Origin of the sequence: Pseudomonas sp. WC2, from assembly GCF_050586545.1 — a bacterium.
In the GTDB taxonomy this organism is placed as follows: Bacteria; Pseudomonadota; Gammaproteobacteria; order Pseudomonadales; family Pseudomonadaceae; genus Aquipseudomonas.
On record NZ_JBOBDR010000005.1, the window covers coordinates 185,506 to 205,839 of the forward strand.

General features: G+C 59.6%; 17 protein-coding genes. 4 read left to right on the plus strand and 13 right to left on the minus strand.

The window, feature by feature from the left end:
* Window positions 1–29 precede the first annotated feature (29 nt).
* Entirely contained in the window at window positions 30–944 is a 915-nt protein-coding gene (locus ACQ4OE_RS08120) for a LysR family transcriptional regulator (protein WP_430946308.1), read from the plus strand.
* Window position 945: 1 nt separating this feature from the next.
* Here the strand turns inward: ACQ4OE_RS08120 and ACQ4OE_RS08125 are convergent, their stop codons facing one another.
* The 9 genes from ACQ4OE_RS08125 to ACQ4OE_RS08165 form a co-directional block, all read right to left on the minus strand.
* Entirely contained in the window at window positions 946–1,422 is a 477-nt protein-coding gene (locus tag ACQ4OE_RS08125; RefSeq protein WP_430946309.1) for a DoxX family protein, read from the minus strand.
* Entirely contained in the window at window positions 1,419–2,177 is a 759-nt protein-coding gene (locus ACQ4OE_RS08130; protein WP_430946310.1) for a DNA-binding domain-containing protein, read from the minus strand. The genes ACQ4OE_RS08125 and ACQ4OE_RS08130 overlap by 4 nt, the downstream gene beginning before the upstream one ends.
* Window positions 2,174–3,061: an MNIO family bufferin maturase gene (gene bufB / locus ACQ4OE_RS08135; RefSeq protein ID WP_430946311.1), complete on the minus strand. Its 888-nt coding sequence runs from the start codon at window positions 3,059–3,061 to the stop codon at window positions 2,174–2,176. Before bufB ends, ACQ4OE_RS08130 begins: the two co-directional genes overlap by 4 nt.
* 25 nt (window positions 3,062–3,086) lie before the next feature.
* Window positions 3,087–3,392, minus strand: coding sequence for a BufA1 family periplasmic bufferin-type metallophore (locus tag ACQ4OE_RS08140; protein ID WP_430946312.1), 306 nt, complete (start codon window positions 3,390–3,392; stop codon window positions 3,087–3,089).
* A gap of 292 nt (window positions 3,393–3,684) precedes the next feature.
* Entirely contained in the window at window positions 3,685–4,386 is a 702-nt protein-coding gene (locus ACQ4OE_RS08145; protein ID WP_019580929.1) for an ABC transporter ATP-binding protein, read from the minus strand.
* On the minus strand, window positions 4,387–5,154 hold the full coding sequence (livG, locus tag ACQ4OE_RS08150) for a high-affinity branched-chain amino acid ABC transporter ATP-binding protein LivG (RefSeq protein WP_027621149.1): 768 nt from the start codon (window positions 5,152–5,154) through the stop codon (window positions 4,387–4,389). It lies immediately after the preceding gene.
* The gene (locus ACQ4OE_RS08155; RefSeq protein ID WP_093438700.1) at window positions 5,151–6,407 is read right to left on the minus strand and encodes a high-affinity branched-chain amino acid ABC transporter permease LivM; all 1,257 of its coding nucleotides are present in this window, start codon (window positions 6,405–6,407) and stop codon (window positions 5,151–5,153) included. The genes livG and ACQ4OE_RS08155 overlap by 4 nt, the downstream gene beginning before the upstream one ends.
* On the minus strand, window positions 6,404–7,327 hold the full coding sequence (gene livH, locus ACQ4OE_RS08160; protein WP_116028816.1) for a high-affinity branched-chain amino acid ABC transporter permease LivH: 924 nt from the start codon (window positions 7,325–7,327) through the stop codon (window positions 6,404–6,406). The genes ACQ4OE_RS08155 and livH overlap by 4 nt, the downstream gene beginning before the upstream one ends.
* Window positions 7,328–7,558: 231 nt before the next feature.
* Window positions 7,559–8,686, minus strand: a complete 1,128-nt coding sequence (locus ACQ4OE_RS08165) for a branched-chain amino acid ABC transporter substrate-binding protein (RefSeq protein ID WP_007918518.1) — start codon at window positions 8,684–8,686, stop codon at window positions 7,559–7,561.
* Window positions 8,687–9,037: 351 nt separating this feature from the next.
* Here ACQ4OE_RS08165 and ACQ4OE_RS08170 point away from each other — a divergent pair, with 351 nt between their 5' ends.
* Window positions 9,038–9,358 (plus strand): DUF2288 domain-containing protein, encoded by a 321-nt coding sequence (locus ACQ4OE_RS08170; protein ID WP_122591558.1) that lies wholly within the window; start codon window positions 9,038–9,040, stop codon window positions 9,356–9,358.
* Between the two features lie 280 nt (window positions 9,359–9,638).
* Here ACQ4OE_RS08170 and ACQ4OE_RS08175 read toward each other — a convergent pair whose 3' ends face one another.
* On the minus strand, window positions 9,639–11,840 hold the full coding sequence (locus ACQ4OE_RS08175; protein WP_430946313.1) for a hypothetical protein: 2,202 nt from the start codon (window positions 11,838–11,840) through the stop codon (window positions 9,639–9,641).
* 195 nt (window positions 11,841–12,035) lie between these two features.
* On the opposite strand from ACQ4OE_RS08175, the gene ACQ4OE_RS08180 reads away from it, so the two are divergent.
* Window positions 12,036–12,932: an NAD(P)-dependent oxidoreductase gene (locus ACQ4OE_RS08180; protein WP_430946314.1), complete on the plus strand. Its 897-nt coding sequence runs from the start codon at window positions 12,036–12,038 to the stop codon at window positions 12,930–12,932.
* Here ACQ4OE_RS08180 and ACQ4OE_RS08185 read toward each other — a convergent pair.
* Together ACQ4OE_RS08185 and ACQ4OE_RS08190 are read right to left on the minus strand one after the other, a co-directional pair.
* Window positions 12,823–15,105, minus strand: coding sequence for a putative bifunctional diguanylate cyclase/phosphodiesterase (locus tag ACQ4OE_RS08185; protein WP_430946389.1), 2,283 nt, complete (start codon window positions 15,103–15,105; stop codon window positions 12,823–12,825). The genes ACQ4OE_RS08180 and ACQ4OE_RS08185 overlap by 110 nt on opposite strands.
* Before the next feature lie 149 nt (window positions 15,106–15,254).
* Complete coding sequence (locus ACQ4OE_RS08190; protein WP_122591563.1) at window positions 15,255–15,623, minus strand: YkgJ family cysteine cluster protein; 369 nt, start codon at window positions 15,621–15,623, stop codon at window positions 15,255–15,257.
* Between the two features lie 301 nt (window positions 15,624–15,924).
* Here ACQ4OE_RS08190 and ACQ4OE_RS08195 point away from each other — a divergent pair, with 301 nt between their 5' ends.
* Complete coding sequence (locus tag ACQ4OE_RS08195; RefSeq protein WP_430946315.1) at window positions 15,925–17,274, plus strand: MFS transporter; 1,350 nt, start codon at window positions 15,925–15,927, stop codon at window positions 17,272–17,274.
* Window positions 17,275–17,447: 173 nt separating this feature from the next.
* On the opposite strand, the gene rapA is transcribed toward ACQ4OE_RS08195, so the two are convergent.
* On the minus strand, window positions 17,448–20,294 hold the full coding sequence (gene rapA, locus ACQ4OE_RS08200; protein WP_122591566.1) for an RNA polymerase-associated protein RapA: 2,847 nt from the start codon (window positions 20,292–20,294) through the stop codon (window positions 17,448–17,450).
* Window positions 20,295–20,334 lie beyond the last annotated feature (40 nt).

Here is a 20,334-nt window from a genome sequence, read left to right on the forward strand (position 1 = left end):
AACCTTTGGTTTTCAAATGGAAACAATCCATGAGCGAAATGGATGACCTCGCCGCCTTCGCGGTGTTGATCGAAGCGGGCAGCTTTACCCTCGCTGCGCAGCAATTGGGTTGCAGCAAGGGCCAGTTGTCCAAGCGCATCAGCCAGCTCGAAGCGCAGTTTTCCGTGGTGTTGCTGCAGCGCACTACTCGGCGCTTGAGCCTGACGGCGGCGGGCGCGGCGTTGTTGCCTCAGGCCCAGGCGCTTGTCGTCCAGGTCGAAAAGGCGCGTCAGGCATTGGCGCGATTGAAGGACGACATGGCCGGCCCGGTGCGTATGACGGTTCCGGTATCGCTGGGGGAAACCTTCTTCGACGGCCTGCTGTTGGAGTTTTCGCAGCAATACCCCGAGGTGCAGATCGAGCTGGAGCTGAACAACAGTTATCGCGACCTGTTTCGGGACGGGTTTGATCTGGCGATTCGCTCTGAAGTGGCCAATGACCAACGTCTGGTCGCCAAACCGCTGCTGGCCTGGCAGGAAATGACCTGCGCCAGCCCGGCTTATCTCGAACGTTTCGGTGAGCCGACGACCCCGCAGGCGCTGGCTGAACACCGTTGTTTGCTCAATAGCCACTACAGCGGGCGCGAGGAATGGTTGTATCACCAGCAGCACGAATTGTTGCGGGTGCGGGTGTCCGGCCCGTTCGCCAGCAATCACTACAACCTGCTGAAGAAAGCCGCACTCACCGGCGCCGGCATTGCCCGGTTGCCGTCCTACCTGTTGCAGGCGGAATTGGCTGACGGTCGATTGCGCTGGCTCCTGCGTGATTTTCAGACGCGACGCATGCCGATGTACCTGGTGCATCCGTATCAGGGTGGTTTGCCTAAACGTACGCAAGTGCTCGCGGATTATTTGATCGGCTGGTTCAAGCGCAGCGGCGAAGCGCTGGATCGACTGCAGCGTTGATTTATCGGGAATAGCCGCGGGCAATCAGGTGATCGACCGACAATCTACCCGGCCCGGTCGCCATCAAATACAGCAACACCGCCGCCCACGTGCCATGAGTCGGATACGCATCCGGGTACACAAACAACTGAATGGTCAGGGTCATGCCCAGCAGCGCCAACGCCGAAAATCGCGTGGCGAAGCCCATCAGAATCAGCAGCGGAAAAAAATGCTCGGCGAACGCCGCCATGTGCGCCGCGATCTCGGGCGACAGCAGCGGCACGTGGTATTCGCTCTGGAACAGCGGAATCGTCGAGTCGGCCAAGCGCGGCCAGCCCAGTTGAAATGTGCCGTCGACCAGGTCGATGGCCAATCCCTCGACCTTGGTCTGCCCGGACTTCCAGAACACCGCGGCAATCGAAAAACGCGCAACCAAGGCAATCAGGCTGTGCGGGATTTTTGCCAGCAGCGCGATCGCGCGGACGATGAGGTTGTTCATGGCAATTCCTTGTCGTTCAAATCACAGATGGCGTTGTGCGCGATCAGCAAGCCAAGGGTTTGCGCCAGATCGAAGGACGGGCTTGTTTCTGCCGCTCGCAGCAATGGCTGGCCTGCGATCAGTTGGCGGATGAATACGCTGGCGCCGGGCTCGATGACCATCACTTCAACGTCGAGGTGATTGCGCAATACCAGCGCATGTTGCCCCCGATGCAAGTCGATACCTGCGAGGCTGTCTTGCCGTTGATGCGCCGCCCAGATCGCAACCACCGGCCAGGGTGAGTCGAGCAAGCGCAGGGAGGGATGCAGCACGACGCTCAGCGTGCTCAGTATTTGCGGGTGGGCGAGGGCGGCGGTGATTTCTTCCGGTCGGATCGGCGATGCATCGGCGGCGTGATAGGCGCGGGTGCGCAAGCCTTCGAGGCGCGCCACGTCAGCCAGATACGCCACGCTGGCGGCCGGTTCGAACCCGGCAATGAAGTCGACAAATCCTTCGCCGTAACAACTCATCAGTGGACTGTATGGCGGTTGGGTCTGGACAAAAATGGTCGCCATCGCGCGAAAGAATTCTACGCCGACCAATTGCATGACCACCGGATAACTGTCGGCCAGCGCGTTGATCAGCGAACTCTGCACGTTGTTGCGATACACCGCGAAGCGGCTGGCCGGGTCGGCACCGTTGGCGCTGCACAAGCCGTCGGGGCAGGGCAATTGCACATCGAGCAGGGCGGTAGCGAATGCGGTTTGGCTGCTCATGGCTGAGCTCCGGCAAGGCTTAACAGCCTTTCTGCCTGACGCGCCTCGGCCAGCAGCACGTCGAATGCCGGCACCTGATTGTCACGCTCAATCAACGTGGCTACCGGGCCGATGCGTTGCAGCGCTTGTTGGTACAAATCCCAGACAGCCTGATCGATCGGCGCCCCGTGATCGTCGATCAGCAGACGATCGCCGAGGCTGTCGCAATCCTCGGCAAACCCCGCCAGATGAATTTCACCGACGGCGTGCAGCGGCAACGCGTCGAGATAAGCCTGCGGGTCGCGCTGATGATTGATGCACGACACGTAGACATTGTTCACGTCGAGCAACAGGCCACAGCCGCTGCGGCGGATCACCTCGGCGATGAAATCCGGCTCATCGAGGGTCGAGCGCTGGAAGCCGAGATAGGTCGCCGGGTTCTCCAGCAACATTGGCCGCTTGAGCGTGTTCTGCACCTGGTCGATGTGCGCGCAGACGCGGTTCAACGTCGGCGTGTCATAGGCCAGCGGCAACAGATCATTGAGAAACACCGGGCCGTGGCTCGACCAGGCCAGATGTTCGGAAAAGGCTTGCGGTTGATAGCGCTGAATCAGCTCGGCAAGGCGTTGAAGATGTTGTTTATCCAGCGGCCCTTCAGCGCCGATGGACAAGCCGACACCGTGCAACGACAGCGGATACTGATCGCGGATCAAACCGAGAAAATGATGAAACGGACCGCCGGCCACCATGTAGTTTTCGGCGTGGACTTCGAAGAAACCGATGTCCGGTTGTGAGCCGAGCACTTCACGAAAGTGCCCGGTCTTGAGTCCCAGCCCGGCACGCGGCGGGAGTGCGGCGCAGGCTGCCTGAGTGCCGGGGAGGTTGGGGAGTTGAGTTGTGAACATGATCGTCACTCAGGCAAACCAGAAATCAGGACTTGGCTTTGAAGGCTTGCATCTGCCCGAAACCGGTCGGCGAGGTTTTGCTTTCAGTGGTAGCGCAGGTGCCCTCTGGAACGAGTTTCCAGGCGTTGGCCTGATAGTCCATTTTTGCGGTGCCGGCACAGGTGGTGCCTGCACCTGCGGCGCAGTCGTTCTTGCCTTTCATGGCCACGCCGAAGCATTTTTCCATGTCGGCGTCAGCAGCGTGGACGGTCGATACAGCAGTCATGCTCAGGGCAGAACCGAGGGCCAGAACCAGGGCGGTGGCGGACAAGGTGCGGGTGGTAGCAGTCATGGTGTTTCTCCAGTCTTGTTCAGGGATTTTACAAGCGCGGTTGCGCTTGCTTATCCCTCTAGAGAAACGAGGTGGCGTTGCGTTACAGCCTGCTCAAAATCTTTTTGGAAAAACGCAGAGTCCTGTAGGAGTGAGCCTGCTCGCAATGGCGTCATGTCAGAGACTGGCGATGTTGAATGACACGACGCCATCGCGAGCAGGCTCACTCCTACAAGGGATTTTTGGAGAATCTGAAAATCGTGCAGACACAAAAAAACGGCCCGAAGGCCGTTTTTTTGTTGGGCGAAAACTATCAACCGCCGAGGTACGCCTCGCGCACTTTCGGGTCGGTCAGCAGGGCTTCACCGGTGCCTTGCATGACCACGCGGCCGTTCTCCAGAACGTAGGCGCGGTCGGCGATTTTCAGCGCCTGGTTGGCGTTCTGCTCGACCAGGAACACCGTCACGCCGTCCTTGCGCAGCTGTTCGATGATGTCGAAGATCTGCTGGATGATGATCGGCGCCAGGCCTAGCGACGGCTCATCGAGCAGCAGCAGTTTCGGCTTGCTCATCAGCGCACGGCCGATAGCGAGCATTTGCTGTTCGCCGCCGGACATGGTGCCGCCGCGCTGGGCAAAACGTTCTTTCAGGCGTGGGAAAAGTCCGAGAACTTTGTCCATCTGTTCCTGATAGTCGCCCTTGTCGGTGAAGAATCCGCCCATGGCGAGGTTTTCTTCAACGGTCAGACGGGCAAATACCCGACGACCTTCCGGCACTACGGCGATGCTTTTGCGCATGATCTGCGACGAGTCCTGGCCGACCAGTTCCTCACCCATGTAGCGGATGCTGCCGCTGTGCGCTTGCGGCGAACCGCAGAGCGTCATCAGCAGCGTGGACTTGCCGGCACCGTTGGCGCCGATCAGCGTGACGATTTCGCCCTGACGGACTTCGACGTTGACGCTGTGCAGGGCCTGGATCTTGCCGTAGAAGGTGGAAACGTTTTCGAACTGCAGCATTTACGCTTCCCCCAGGTAGGCTTTGATCACTTCAGGATTGTCGCGGATCTGTTCCGGCGTGCCGTCGGCCAGAGGCGTGCCCTGGTTGATCACGACGATGTGGTCGGAAATGCTCATGACCAGTTTCATGTCGTGTTCGATCAACAGCACGGTGACGTTGTGCTCTTCACGCAGCACGCTGATCAGCGCCTTGAGGTCTTCGGTTTCCTTCGGGTTCAGGCCGGCGGCCGGTTCGTCGAGCATGAGGATCCGCGGACGGGTCATCATGCAGCGAGCGATTTCCAGACGCCGTTGCTGACCGTAGGCGAGGGTGCCGGCGGTGCGGTTGGCGAACTCTTTGAGGTTGACCTTTTCCAGCCAGTACTCGGCAAACTCCATGGCCTCGCGCTCGCTTTTGCGGAACGCCGGGGTCTTGAACAGGCCGGACAGGAAGTTGGTGTTCAGGTGCCGGTGCTGGGCGATCAACAGGTTCTCGACCGCCGTCATGTCCTTGAACAAACGCACGTTCTGGAAAGTCCGCACGACGCCTTTGAGGGCGATCTTGTGGCCCGGCAAACCCTGAATCGGCTCGCCGTCCAGCAGGATGCTGCCGCCAGATGGCTTGTAGAAACCGGTCAGGCAGTTGAACACGGTGGTCTTGCCCGCGCCGTTCGGCCCGATCAGTGCCACCACTTGTTTCTCTTTGACGGTCAGTGCCACGCCGTTGACCGCCAGCAAGCCGCCGAAGCGCATGCTCAGGTTTTCAACTTTCAAGATCTCGCGGCTCATTTTCGCAACTCCATGTGTGGGCGTTGCATCGGCAGCAGACCTTGTGGACGCCAGATCATCATCAACACCATCAGGGCACCGAACATCAACATGCGGTACTCGCTGAACTCACGCATCATTTCCGGCAACAGGATCATCACCACCGCAGCCAGGATCACACCTAACTGCGAGCCCATGCCACCCAACACAACGATGGCGAGGATGATCGCCGACTCGATGAAGGTGAACGACTCCGGGGTCACCAGACCCTGACGGGCGGCGAAGAAGCTACCGGCGAAACCGGCGAATGCAGCGCCGAGGGTGAACGCGGAGAGCTTGATGATCGTTGGATTCAGACCCAGTGCACGGCAAGCGATTTCGTCTTCACGCAGCGCTTCCCACGCACGGCCGATCGGCATGCGCAGCAGACGGTTGATGACGAACAGCGCCGCCAGCGCCAGCAACAGGGCCACCAGGTAAAGGAAGATCACCTTGTTGATCGAGTTGTATTGCAGGCCGAAATACTCGTGAAAGGTTTGCATGCCTTCAGCGGCTTTACGTTCGAAGGTCAGACCGAAGAACGTCGGTTTCTCGATGTTGCTGATGCCGTTCGGACCGCCGGTGATGTCGGTCAGGTTACGCAGGAACAGACGGATGATCTCACCGAAGCCGAGGGTCACGATCGCCAGGTAGTCACCGCGCAAACGCAACACCGGGAAGCCCAGCAGGAAGCCGAACGTCGCCGCCATCAGGCCGGCAATCGGCAGGCAGATCCAGAAGCTCAGGCCGTAGTAGTGCGACAGCAGCGCGTAGCTGTAGGCGCCGACGGCGTAGAAGCCGACGTAACCGAGGTCGAGCAGACCGGCCAGACCGACCACGATGTTCAGACCGAGGCCGAGCATCACGTAGATCAGGATCAGCGTCGCGATGTCCACCGCACCACGGGAGCCGAAGAACGGCCACACCAGTGCGACCAGGATCAGCGCAATGATGAAATAGCGCTGAGTGGTCGGCAGGGTGAGGAAGTTGCTCGCCTTGGCCGGGATCAGCGGCAGGCCCGGCGACGAGCGCCAGGCTTTGCTGATCTGCTGATTGAACAGCACGCGCAAGAACATCAGCACCGAGCAGATGGCGATGGTCGCCAGTACGGCCGGGCTGGTGTTGTGCACTTCCAGGTTGATGCCGACGATGGTCAGTTTCAGACCGAGTACCGGGTAGGCCACGGCCCAAACCAGCAAGGCACTGAACAGTGCCTGTTTAAGATTCCTAGTCATACTTTCTCAACCTCCGGACGGCCCAGAATGCCGGTCGGACGGAACAACAGCACCAGAACCAACAAGCCGAAAGCCACGACGTCCTTGTACTGGTCACCGAAGATATCGGCGCCAAACGCTTCCGCCACCCCAAGCACCAAGCCGCCGAGCATGGCGCCAGGGATGCTGCCGATACCGCCGAGTACTGCTGCGGTGAAGGCTTTGAGGCCGACGAGGAAACCGGCGTTCGGGTTGATCACGCCGTATTGCATGCTCAGCAGCACAGCCGCAACGGCTGCCAGCGCGGCACCAATGACGAAGGTCAGGGCGATGATGTTGTTGGTGTTGATGCCGAGCAGGTTGGCCATCTTGATGTCTTCGGCGCAGGCGCGGCAGGCGCGACCCAGGCGAGAGCGGGAGATGAACAGCGTCAGGCCGAGCATGGCGATCACTGTCACCACGAACACCACGATTTGCATGTAGGAAATCAGCACTTCTTGTGCGCCACCTGGACCGAAGGCAAGGTTGCCCGGAATCAGGTTGGGGATAGCTTTGTCCTTGGAGTCTTGCGCCAGCAGAACCGTGTTCTGCAGGAAAATCGACATACCGATCGCGGAAATCAGCGGGATCAGACGGTTGCTGCCGCGCAGGGGGCGGTAGGCGATCCGTTCGATGCTGTAACCGTAGGAACTGGTGACGACGATGCTGGCGATGAACGCCGCGGTCATCAACAGCGGGACACTGTCGAGTCCCATCATGGTCAACCCGGCGATGGCGATGAACGCCACGTAGGAGCCGATCATGTACACCTCGCCGTGGGCGAAGTTGATCATTCCAATGATGCCGTAAACCATCGTGTAGCCGATGGCGATCAAGGCATACATGCTGCCAACGTTCAGGCCGTTAACCAGCTGTTGGAAGAAGTGATAGATGTCAGGCATTACAGCGCTCCTAAAAACCTGATACGCATTTCACTGGTGGAGTCATTTTCCCGCCCGGCCCCGTGGATCTATATCCACTTCGAATCCGGGTTTTGCCAGCGAACCGCTGATGACGGTTTTGAGATTTTCAGGTGGGGAGACTGGCGGATCACGCCAGCGCGGCCCAATACATTCGTAAAACAAAGCCCACGGCACGCCGTGGGCTTTATTGGCAGTCAGTCAGGCAGCGCCTTACTGAGGCGATACTTCAGTTTTAGGCTTGCCGTTGTGCCACTCGTAGACCACGAATTTGAAGTCTTTGAGGTCGCCCTTGGCGTCGAAGCTCAGGTCGCCAGTCGGGGTCTTGAAGGTGCCGGCGTGGATGGCTTCAGCCACTTTGGTCGCGTCTTCGGACTTGGCTGCCTTGATGCCTTCGGCAATCACTTCAACCGCCGAGTAGGACGGGAACACGAACGGACCGCTCGGATCTTCTTTCTTCGCTTTGAACGCATCGGCCAGAGCGATGTTGGCTGGATCCTGGTCGAAGGATTTCGGCAGGGTCACCAGCAGGCCTTCGGAAGCATCCTTGGCGATCTGGGTGATCGAGTCGTTACCCACGCCTTCCGGACCCATGAACTTGGCTTTCAGGCCTTTTTCCTGGGCTTGACGCAGGATCAGACCCAGCTCCGGGTGGTAGCCGCCGTAGTAAACGAAGTCGACGTTGGCTTGCTTGAGCTTGGCGATGATCGCCGAGAAGTCTTTGTCGCCGGCGTTGACGCCTTCGAACACGGCAACCTTGGTGCCTTTCTTCTCGAGGGTCGATTTGACCGCGGTGGCGATGCCTTCACCGTACTGCTGCTTGTCGTGCAGGACGCCGACGATTTTCGGTTTCACGTGGTCGGCAATGTAGTTACCGGCGGCAGGGCCCTGGGCGCTGTCCAGACCGATGGTACGGAAGACCATTTTGTAACCACGGGCGGTGATGTCCGGGCTGGTGGCAGCCGGGGTGATCATGATCACGCCTTCGTCTTCGTAGATGTCCGAAGCCGGTTGAGTGGAGCTGGAGCACAGGTGACCGACCACGAACTTGACGCCGTCGTTGACGACCTTGTTCGCGACCGCTACCGCTTGTTTTGGATCGCAGGCATCGTCGTATTCAACGGCTTCGAGCTTCTTGCCGTCGACGCCGCCCTTGGCGTTGATTTGCTCGATGGCCATTTTTGCGCCACTGAACTGCATGTCGCCGTACTGGGCTACTGGACCGGTTTTAGGACCGGCGATACCGATTTTGATGGTGTCAGCTGCGAACGAATGGCTGGCAACCCCGGCCAGAACCATAGCGGCAAACAGTTTGGAAATCTGCTTAGTAGCCTTAGTCATAGTGCTCCACTCTTACTGTTGTATTTTTTAGAGTCCTGGCGCCGTAGCAGCAGAACCGGGTCAGATATCTTTGCGATACCCTCCGGAAATGCCCCCGGCAACTGTACCGGTACAGTGTAGAGCGCCGGTTGTTAGCCTGGGAAGCGGGCGCCGAGGGGCAAAACTTGGGGGTGTCGCATTTTTGAATGAAAAAGACAGAATTGCGGCGGGGCGTTCGTGGGCATATATCCCAATCGGCAGCATTCCTTGGCGTTCCTGCTCTTTTCGTTCGGTGAAGCGATTTGCAACCGGGTTTTTCTGGCGGACCACCGACGTTATCATTCCCGTCGATTTCTTTTCCGGACAGCGCCCATGAATCAAGAACCTAGCACCCTCTATGCCAAGCTGCTTGGTGAAACCGCATCTATTACCTGGAAGGAGTTGGAGCCGTTCTTCGCCAAGGGTGCCCTATTGTGGGTCGACCCGGCGCTGGATCTGATCGCTGCCGCCGAAGCCGTGGCCTCGGATGAGGGCGAGAAAGTCGCTGCCTGGCTGGCCGAAGACAGACTCGCCAAGCTGTCTGAAACGCGGGCGCTGGATCTTTTCGAACGCGATCCGCAGCTGTGGGCAGTGGTGGTTTCGCCGTGGATTCTGATCCAGGAAAGGGCAGGCGCTTCTGATGTCGCACCTTGATGGTGCGACCGGTCATTAGCGAAAAGTGTGTAGCGGAGTAGCGTGATGGCACGTTGCCGTAGAGAAACACCACAAGCGAGGGTGGCCTCACGGTGACGTAAACGTAACGGGAACAGTTTATTGAGCAGCCTGACGGCTGCTTAATTGTTTCTGGATATTGGAAAGGCCAAAATCTTCAGTGAATTTGAAGGCCTCTTCGCGAGCAGGCTCGCTCCCACATTTGGAATGTATTCCCCTGTGGGAGCGAGCCTGCTCGCGAGTGGGGCGACTCGGTCCTGGATCAGGCCGAGAACGACTTCCCGGTATGGTTATTCAGCGAAATAACCTTGGTCTTGCCAATCCGGTGACGATAGATCTCGCGCAGGTACTTGATCGACTTCTTCACACAATCCCGCGACAAACGAATGTCATTGATCGAGACAAACTTCTCTTTGTCGTTGATCAGTTCGCGGTACTTTTTCTCGTACATCGGCTTGATCGCGTACCAGTTGGTGTCGAGGATTTTCGCCGGGTTCTCGAACTCGTTGAGCAGGTCATCGATGCGGTCTTCGTCGAATTCTTCATTGATGATGAAGTCGAGAATCGAGTTATCCAGGGTTTCGTCGAAGCGGTACGGGTTCTTCGCGAAGCAGCGTTTGATGAACGCCACGATCAGGGTCAGGAAGTCGTCCGACAGGCACGGGCTCTTGGCGATCAACGTAGTCAGCGACAGGTTGGCAGAAGCGCCGATCACCAGCGCGTAACGCTTGAGCGTGGTGTTGGGGAACAGGCTGTTGAGGTGGGTCTTCAACCGGTTCAGGTCCATGTACGACAGCTTGTAGTCTTTCGGCAGCGAAACGATCGACACCACCGACGAGCAGTTCTTGAAGAAATGCAGGTCGTGCAGCGCGGCGGCGTCGTAGCCGGAATTCTTGTACTGCTCCAGCGAAGCGCGATACCGCTTGGACTCGATCGGCAACAGGCTGATGCCTTCAATCGCCTGCGTGACTTTGTTGAAGTGCGGCAGGTCGATCGAACGGAAGAACAGATCATCGATGTTCAGGCGCTGCGGCTCTTTGTCGAACACCTTGAATTTGTCGCTGCTCGGTGGCGGCGTTTCCGGCACTACCGATTCGGCGTAGGCAATCGCCACCGGGCCGGCCAGACTCATGAACAGGTCGTTGGCATCGAGGCGAATGGTCTCGCCGATGTCGATGCCGGCGCGGCGGAAATAGTTCTGGTCGTAGTCAGTGGTAACTGCCTGCGCCGTCAGAATGTTGAAGATCTGCTGCGAGATGTATTGGTTGGCGTGCTTCTCCATCGCATTGACATCAATGTTCTGGATGTTGCCGTCATCGCTCTCTTCGGCGTAACGCATGATGTCGTTGGAGATCAGCATCATCGCGTTCCAAGGGCGGATACGGCCCATGACGCTGGCTTCGCTGCTGTCTTCATTGGCGAAGTTGTAGGAGAAATCCCATTCCTCCGAGAGGTATTTGCACAGCAGGCGACCGGCGTTGATGTGCAGCGCCTCGGACATTTCGCTGCGGTGATCGGAAATGTTCGGCAGCACGCAAATGCCACTGGTGAAGATCGGTTCGAACACGAACGAATGACCGCTCTTGCCGTCATGCTCGTCCATCGGCTTGGTGTCGAACGTCTTGTTCATGTACGAGTGTTGCTGGGCCAGACCGAATTCCGAAGCCATGCCGGAACCGGTGCCGCCGCCGGCACTGAAGATCGAGAAGTACAGGCGCGACTGGTTGGCCTTGATGCCGCAGCTGTCGATCAGGTACGAGTGGATCATTTTCCAGTCAGGGCTGGAGAAGCGCTGCGTGTCCTTGTTGAGGATGATCTTCGCCAGGTACTGGCCGAGGATCGGCGCGTTACCGGCGCCACCGGCGTGGACTTCGGACAAGTCCATGATCTTCATTTTGCTGTAGTCGCGCAGGAAGCCGCTTTTCTCGCCCTTGCGCGAAAAACGGATGCGCCCGGCGATGTCCTTGTCGAGGTCGCCAAGCATCACCAGCGGCTCGACCAGAAACACCGGTTTGCTCGCCTTGTTGTGACCGATGCGCAGGTTGTTCTTGATCCACTGCGCCGGGCTGTAACCCTTGTCGGCGGAGCGTCGGTCATTCGACGGGCGATCTTCGTTGTTGAATTCGTTGAGGTAGAACTTGCGCGCGTTGTACACCAACTCCGCCACGTCGAGGGCGATGTTCGAGCCGCAACGACCGAGACCGATCAGGCACACCGACGGAAATTCCTGATCGTTGTGCTGTTCGTTATCGCCTTCCAGGTGCGGCGGGCGCGGGAACACCAGATCGCGCAGGCCGTCGAGATTATCGAGGATGCGGTCGGTATTGGTTTCGGTGAAGTACAGGTATTGCTGGGTCGACAGCGGGCGCGAGGGAACCGATGGCTTTGAAGACGACGGGCTGTTGGCGGCGGGGCTCAAAGTCAGATCGGCTACCGCAGTGGCGGGATTGTTTTTAGAAGTCATTGTGCGCCATATACCTGGACTGGGCGGCTCGCGGGTCAAATGCCGGCGAACCTCACGGAATAAGATCTCGCGTCTTTTTTGCGCGAATTGGGCCCGAGCGCCAGGGTTTTAGCCTGATTGTCGCAGGGGGGAATCCTTTCCTGATCGTTGATAAATCGGCCATTATTCGGCGATCTTTAATCGAAAAGAGGCAAAATGATGTCAACGCTACCATCGTTGGGGTTCGCCGGAATCGGTCTGATGGGCTTGCCCATGTGTCGGCGTCTGTTGGCCGCGGGCTACCCGCTGACCGTGTGGAATCGCAACCCGGCCAAGTGCGCGCCACTGGTTGAGGCCGATGCCCGGCAGGTGGCGACCGCCGCTGAACTGTGCGAACACGCCGACGTGGTGATGTTGTGTCTGGCCGATACGGCGGTGGTGCGCGAGGTGGTGTTTGGCTCGGACGGTATCGCCGAAGGAGCGAAAAACGGCCAGTTGCTGGTGGATTTTTCCAGCCTCGAACCGACTGCCACGCGCGAGATGGCGGCGGAACTGGCACAGAAATCCGGCATGAGCTGGCTGGATTCACCGGTGTCCGGTGGCGTGGTCGGTGCCGAGGCGGGCAGCCTGGCGATCATGGTCGGCGGCGAGGCAGCGGATCTGGAGCGGGTGCGCCCGGTGTTGCTCAACCTCGGTCAACGGGTCACGCACATGGGCGGCATCGGTGCCGGTCAGGTGACCAAGGCCTGCAATCAGATGATCGTCGCCTGCAATGCGCTGGTGATTGCCGAAGTGGTGGCGTTGGCCGAGCAGGCCGGTGTCGACGCCAGCCTGATCGCTGAAGCCTTGGCCGGTGGCTTTGCCGATTCGAAACCGTTGCAGATCCTCGCCCCGCAAATGGCCGAAAGCCGTTTCGAACCGATCAAGTGGCACGTGCGCACGCTGCTCAAGGATCTCGACACGGCGGTGAAATTCTCTCGCGAACAGGGTTCAGCCACACCGATCAGCGGATTGGCCGCACAGTTGATGCGCCTGCATGGGGCGCAAGGCTTTTTGGCGAAAGATCCAGCGACACTGGTGCAAATGTACCGCGCGCCAGAATCAGCGGATTGACCGCGTGTGAATGTTTGCGCTGATTGATTTCTTCCAGCACCGGGACCAGTTCATCCAGCGGCACCGGACGGCTGAGCAGGTAACCCTGAATGAAATCGCAGCCTGAACGCTCAAGAAATTCGTACTGCTCCAGGCTTTCCACGCCTTCGGTCACCACCTGCAAATGCAGGGTGTGGGCCATGACGATGATTGCCTGGACGATCTCCATGTCCGCCGTGGCCTTGGGAATATCGAGGATGAACGAGCGGTCGATCTTCAGCGTATTCAGCGGCAGGCGCTTGAGATAGGCCAGTGACGAGTAGCCGGTGCCAAAGTCGTCGATCGACAACGACACGCCGAGGGCACGGATCTGTCGCAGCAGCACCAAAGTGTTGGCGATATTGCCCATCAGTGCGTTTTCCGTGACTTCCAGCTCCAGCCGTTCCGGGGCAACGCCGGCGGTACGCAGAGCGCTCTCGATCTCGTCGGCGAGCTCTTCCCGGGCAAGGTTCAGCGGCGAGCAGTTCCAGGCGATTTTCAACTCGTTGCAGCCATGCCGTGACAGTTCCCCCAGATCCTTGCAGGCTTTGCGCAGCACCCAATTGTCCAGTTCGGCAATCAGCCCGTTGGTTTCGGCAATGGCGATAAAACGGTCGGGGGCGAGCAGACCGTGCACGGGATGTTGCCAGCGGATCAACGCTTCGAGCTTGGTGACCCGACCGGTTTTCAGTTCATAGATCGGCTGGTAGTAGAGCATCAGGCCGTTTTCTGCGCGCAAGGCATGGCGCAGTTCTTCTTCCAGTTGCAGCTCCATGCTGGCGCGGGTCTTCATGTTCGAACTGAAGAAGTGCAGGCCATTGCGCCCGGCGCCCTTGGATTGATACAGCGCCAGATCGGCATGCTTGAGCAGTTCGTCGCAGGTGGTGCCGTCCTCGGGATAGAGGCTGATGCCGATGCTGGTGGTCATCACCATGCGACGCCCGGCCAGTTCGATCGGCTCCTTCATTTTCAGCATGATGCGTTGCGCCATGTTGCGCGCTTCTTCGCGGTCACGCAGGCCGATGAGGATGCAGAATTCGTCACCACCAAAACGTGCGACCACGTCTTCATGGCTGCGCACCGAGCCCTTGATGTGATCGGCGATGACTTTGAGCAAGGCGTCGCCGGCATCGTGGCCGAGGCTGTCGTTGATGCGTTTGAAGTGGTCGATGTCGAGAAACATTACCGCGAGCATGCCGCCCTCGCTGGCTTTCTGGCTGAGCTTCTCGGCGAAGATCTGGTTGAACCCACGACGGTTGATCAGGTTGGTCAGGGCGTCGTAGTTGGCCACTTGTTGCAGGGACATGCGCGCCTGATCGAGTTGGCTGAGCAGGGCGTTGACCCGACGCAGGTCACGTTCTTTGTTCTGCAGTTTTTTGTCCGCCAGTGCCGCACTGATTGCGCTGCCGAGAATCAGCAGGGTAATCAACGCTACGGTCAGGCCCAGCTGCATATGACTGGTTTCGCTGGTGATCGCCGCAGTGCTGCCCTCGGGCAAGACCAGATGCAACGCCGCCATCCCGGTGAAATGCATGCTGAAGATGCCGGCGCCGAGGATCAGCGCGGCGCTGTACTTGAGCATCTGATGAAACAGGCCGCTGCCTTCGCGCAAATAACCCGCAACCCATAACGCGGCGAAACTGGCGCCGATGGCAATCGCAATCGACAGCAGAAACAGGCCGGGCTGGTAATAGGCGGTGGCGCTCGATTGCATGGCGGCCATGCCGACGTAATGCATGCCGGCGATACCCAGGCCGATGACCAGAGCGGTCTTCAGATACAGCACCAGACTCGGCTGCGCTTCGCTCAGCGTATGCATCGCCAGCCAGGAAGCGAGCAGGGCGATCAGTAGGGAGAACAGGGTGATGGGCAGGTCGTACTGGATGTCGATCGGCGCCTGGAACGCGAGCATGCCGATGAAATGCATGGCCCAAATGCCGCCGGCCAGGCACGTCGCGCCGATCCAGCGCCACAATCGCTGCGAGCCCGGGTCTTCGGCGTGACCGACTCGCTCGGCCATGTCGAGAGTGGCAAAACTCGCGGCGCAAGCGACCAGGTAGGCCACCAGCACCAGCAAGGGATTATGTGTGCAGTCGAGAATGACCTGCCCGCTCTCCGGCAGCTCGGTAACAAATTGCAGACCAAGCCACTCCATAGCATGCCCCATTTCTGAAGTCGTCCTTACTGCGCGGTCAGCGCAGGCGAATGACAGGAGTATAGAGGCGGTTTTTGCAGTGGAATGGGTAGTGGCACATTGGCGCTAATGATTTCGGCATTAGCGTCATAGCGATTGGCGCTAAAGGCTTAGGCGATCTGTTCGAAAGGGATTTGCGCCCAGTCCGGTTGCAGCGGTGGCAGGCCGAAACGTGCGCGGGCCTTGTCGCAATCGACGTTCTGCTCGCCGTTTTCCCAGGACGATTCGAATTCGCGGCAGGGGCTGGAGCGCAGTTCGTAAATCGAGCACTTCACCTCGCTGCCGACTTCGCCGACCAACGCCGTGCAACGCGGCGATTTGCAGTCGGTGCCGTTCATCGCCACCCGGCTCGGGCTGATCTGCGTGACCAGGTCATCGGGCACCGTACCCCCTGAGGAAGCGCATTCGCCCCAGAAAAAAGACACGCGAAAATGGGAACAGCAGGCACCGCAATTCAGACACGGACTGACTTCGGACATGGGCGAGGGTATCAAAGGGATTGATCGGGAGATCCGGACGGATCCGGCGGCCATTCTAGGCTTCGCTACGGACTTGGGAAGGGGGGCGCGAAACTATTTTTTTGTGGCAAGGTTTTGCCGCAAAACCCCCTGTTTTCGGGGGATTGCAGACTTATCAAGGGCTTACGTTTCTTTACACAGCCATGGACCGATATCAGGCGGACGAATGATCACAGACAGCTCCCGACGGGCTGACTAGATTGCAGGTTCCGGGCTCGGATGCGTTGGCAGTGAAGCCCCATAACAATAAAGAGACGGACCCATGCAGAACTCGACCCAAGCGGCGAATGCCTGGCGCATTCTGTTCCTGCTGTTCCTCGCCAACCTGTTCAACTTCTTCGACCGCACCATTCCGGCGATCATCATCGAGCCGATCCGCATGGAGTGGCACCTCAGCGACTTTCAGCTGGGCATCGTCGGCACCGCGTTCACCATCGTTTATGCCATTGCCGGCCTGCCATTAGGGCGGATGGCTGATACCGGTTCGCGCAGCAAACTGATGGGCTGGGGCCTGGCGACGTGGAGTGCGCTGACCGCCGTCAACGGTCTGGTCGGCAGTTTCTGGAGCTTCCTGATCGTGCGCATGGGCATCGGCATCGGCGAGGCCAGTTATGCACCGGCAGCCAACTCGCTGATCGGCGACTTGTTTCCGGCGCACCGTCGGGCGCGGGCCATGGGCATTTTCATGCTCGGTCTGCCGCTGGGTTTGCTGCTGGCGTTCTTCACCATCGGCGCGATGGTCAAGGCCTTCGACAGTTGGCGCGCGCCGTTCTTTATCGCCGCGGTGCCGGGGCTGATTCTGGCGATCTTCATGTTCTTCATTAAAGAGCCGAAGCGCGGCGCGGCGGAAACCGTGCAGGTTTCGCAAGAGAAAGTCGACAAGCCGATCCGCCGGATTCTCGCGGTGCCGACCTTCCTGTGGCTGGTGATGGCCGGGTTGTGCTTCAACTTCGCCACCTATGCCTGCAACTCGTTTCTGGTGCCGATGCTGCAGCGGTATTTCCTTATGCCCTTGCAAGAGGCGGCAGTGGCCACGGGCGTGATTGTTGGCGTGACCGGGCTGGTCGGTTTGACCCTGGGCGGCTTGATCGCCGACAAGATTCATCAACGCGTAGCCAATGGGCGGCTGTTATTCGCGGCGTTCAGCCTGATCATTTCGACCTTGTGCACGGCGTGGGCACTGCATGCCGGGCGCATCGAGATCGGTGTGTTTGTCGCGGTGTTCAGTGTCGGTTGGCTCTTTGCCTATAACTTCTACACCTGCGTTTACACGGCGATTCAGGACGTGGTCGAACCGCGCTTGCGTGCGACGGCGATGGCGTTGTTCTTTGCCGGCTTGTATCTGCTGGGCGGTGGTTTGGGCCCGGTGGTGGTCGGTGGTTTGTCGGATCATTTCGCGCACACGGCGATGCTGGCAGCGGGAGCTGAGCAGATGACCGAGGCGTTCAAGGCAGTCGGGCTGCATGACGCGATGTATCTGATTCCGGTGGCGCTGTTTTTGACCATGGTGTTTCTGTTTCTGGCAGCGCGGTGTTTTGTGCGCGATGCGCAGCGGATGAAGGAGGGCTTGGTTGCTGTGGTTGAGCCAGAAGTGGCTGCGGCGACGGCATGATGATCGTTCCCACGCTCTGCGTGGGAATGCAGCCCGGGACGCTCTGCGTCCCTTTCCGGAGCTGGAACGCGGAGCGTCCCTTGAGGCATTCCCACGCGGAGCGTGGGAACGATCTGCGAAAAAAGGCCCGCATCACTGCGGGCCTTCTTGTTTCAGCGTTGAAGCAGGGCGGTTTAGCCCGCTACCAACACCCGAATCGCTTCCAGGCGCAACGCTGCTTTGTCCAGCATCGCCAGACCCTGCTCACGCTGTTGGCGCAGCGCATCCAGTTCGCTGTCACGCACAGTCGGGTTGACCGCTTGCAACGCGGTCAGGCGCGCCAGTTCTTCGTCGGTGTCGGCCGCCAGACGGCGACGGGCCTCGGCCACGCGCTCGGCGTGACGCGGGGCGATCTTGTCTTCACCGGCGTTGATCCGTGGCGTCAGCTGATCGCGCTGGGCCTGGATGAACTTGTTGGCGCTGGCGCGTGGCACGCTTTCCAACTGGTCGTTCAGGGTTTCAAAGGAAACCCGTGGCGACAGGTCGTTGCCATTGGCATCGAGCAGGCAGCGCAGGGCCGCCGGCGGCAGGTAACGGCCCAGTTGCAGCGCACGTGGCGCAACGACTTCGCTGACGTAGAGCAACTCCAGCAACACGGTGCCTGGCTTCAACGCCTTGTTCTTGATCAGCGCGACGGCGGTGTTGCCCATCGAACCGGACAGCACCAGATCCATGCCGCCCTGCACCATCGGGTGTTCCCAGGTGATGAACTGCATGTCTTCGCGCGACAGCGCCTGGTTGCGGTCGTAAGTAATGGTCACGCCTTCGTCGTCGCCCAGCGGGAAACTGGCGTCGAGCATTTTCTCGCTCGGCTTGAGGATCAGCGCGTTTTCCGAATGGTCTTCACTGTCGATGCCGAACGCGTCGAACAGGGTTTCCATGTAGATCGGCAGGGTGAATTGATCGTCCTGCTCAAGAATGTCCTCGACCAGCGCTTCACCTTCGCCAGCGCCACCGGAGTTGAGCTCCAGCAGGCGGTCGCGACCGGTGTGCAGTTCGGCTTCCAGACGCTCACGCTCGCTGCGTGCTTCGTCGATCAGCGCTTGCCACTCGCTGTCGTCGGCCTCTTCGAGCAGGGGCAGCAGGCGTGGGCCAAACTGATGCTGCAAGGCGTTGCCGGTCGGGCAGGTGTTGAGGAACGCGTTCAGCGCTTCGTGGTACCACTGGAACAGGCGCTCTTGCGGGCTGGTTTCCAGGTACGGCACGTGCAGTTCGATGATGTGCTTCTGGCCGATCCGGTCGAGACGACCGATACGTTGCTCGAGCAGGTCCGGGTGCGACGGCAGATCGAACAGCACCAAGTGGTGAGCGAACTGGAAGTTGCGACCTTCACTGCCGATTTCCGAGCAGATCAGCACTTGCGCGCCGAACTCTTCATCGGCGAAGTAAGCGGCGGCGCGGTCACGCTCAAGGATGTTCATGCCTTCGTGGAACACCGTGGCCGGGATGCCGGAACGCACGCGCAGGGCGTCTTCCAGGTCCATCGCGGTTTCGGCGTGGGCGCAGATCACCAGCACTTTGGTGCGCTTGAGCATTTTCAGCTGATCGATCAGCCATTCGACGCGCGGGTCGAATTTCCACCAGCGCTCTTCTTCGCTGGCGTCCGGTTGCGCCTGGAAGCTGACTTCCGGGTACAGCTCGGCATGTTCGCCCAGCGGCAGTTCGAGGTATTCGTCCGGGCACGGCAGCGGGTACGGGTGCAGCTTGCGCTCCGGGAAACCCTGCACGGCGGCACGGGTGTTACGGAACAGCACGCGGCCAGTGCCGTGGCGATCAAGCAGTTCGCGCACGAGGCGGGCGCTGGCTTCGGTGTCGCCGTCGTTGACCGCGGTCAGCAGGGCTTCGCCTTCGTTGCCGAGGAAACCCTGGATGGTTTTGTGCGCTTTGGCCGAGAGACGGCCCTTGTCGAGCAGTTCCTGAACGGCTTCGGCCACCGGGCGATAGTTGTCGCTCTCGGCGCGGAAGGCGGCCAGGTCATGGAAACGGTTTGGATCGAGCAGGCGCAGGCGGGCGAAGTGGCTGTCCTGACCGAGTTGTTCCGGGGTCGCGGTGAGCAGCAACACGCCCGGGATGGTTTCAGCCAGTTGTTCGACCAGCGTGTATTCAGGGCTGGCTTTTTCTTCGTGCCAGACCAGGTGGTGCGCTTCGTCGACCACCAGCAGATCCCAACCGGCCGCGAACAGTGCGTCTTGCGCCTTTTCGTCGTCGACCAGCCATTCCAGGGCCACCAGTGCAAGCTGGGTGTCTTCGAACGGGTTGCTGGCATCGCTTTCGATGAAACGTTCTTCGTCGAACAGCGCGACCTGCAGGTTGAAGCGGCGGCGCATCTCGACCAGCCACTGGTGCTGAAGGTTTTCCGGAACCAGGATCAGCACGCGGTTGGCGCGGCCCGACAGCAGTTGGCGATGGATCACCAGACCGGCTTCGATGGTTTTACCCAGACCCACTTCGTCCGCCAGCAGAACGCGCGGCGCAATGCGGTCAGCGACTTCACGGGCGATGTGCAATTGGTGCGCGATCGGTTGCGCACGCACGCCACCCAGGCCCCAGAGCGAAGATTGCAACTGGCGGCTGGTGTGTTCGAGGGTGTTGTAACGCAGCGAGAACCACGGCAGCGGGTCGATCTGCCCGGCGAACAGACGGTCGCTGGCCAGACGGAACTGGATGAAGTTCGATAGCTGGGTTTCCGGCAGGGTGACGGCTTCGTTCTGCTCGTTGAGACCGTGATAGACCATCAGGCCGTCGACGTCGTCGACTTGCTGCACGGTCATCTTCCAGCCTTCGAAGTGGGTGATGCTGTCACCCGGCGAGAACCGCACGCGGGTCAGGGGCGCATTCCGTAGCGCGTACTGGCGGGTTTCGCCAGTGGCCGGGTAAAGCACGGTCAACAAGCGGCCGTCCTGTGCCAGAACGGTGCCTAAACCAAGCTCTGCTTCGCTGTCACTGATCCAGCGTTGCCCCGGTTGATACTGCTGCGCCATGCTGCCTGACTCCCACCTTGAAAAAGCGGGCTATCTTAAC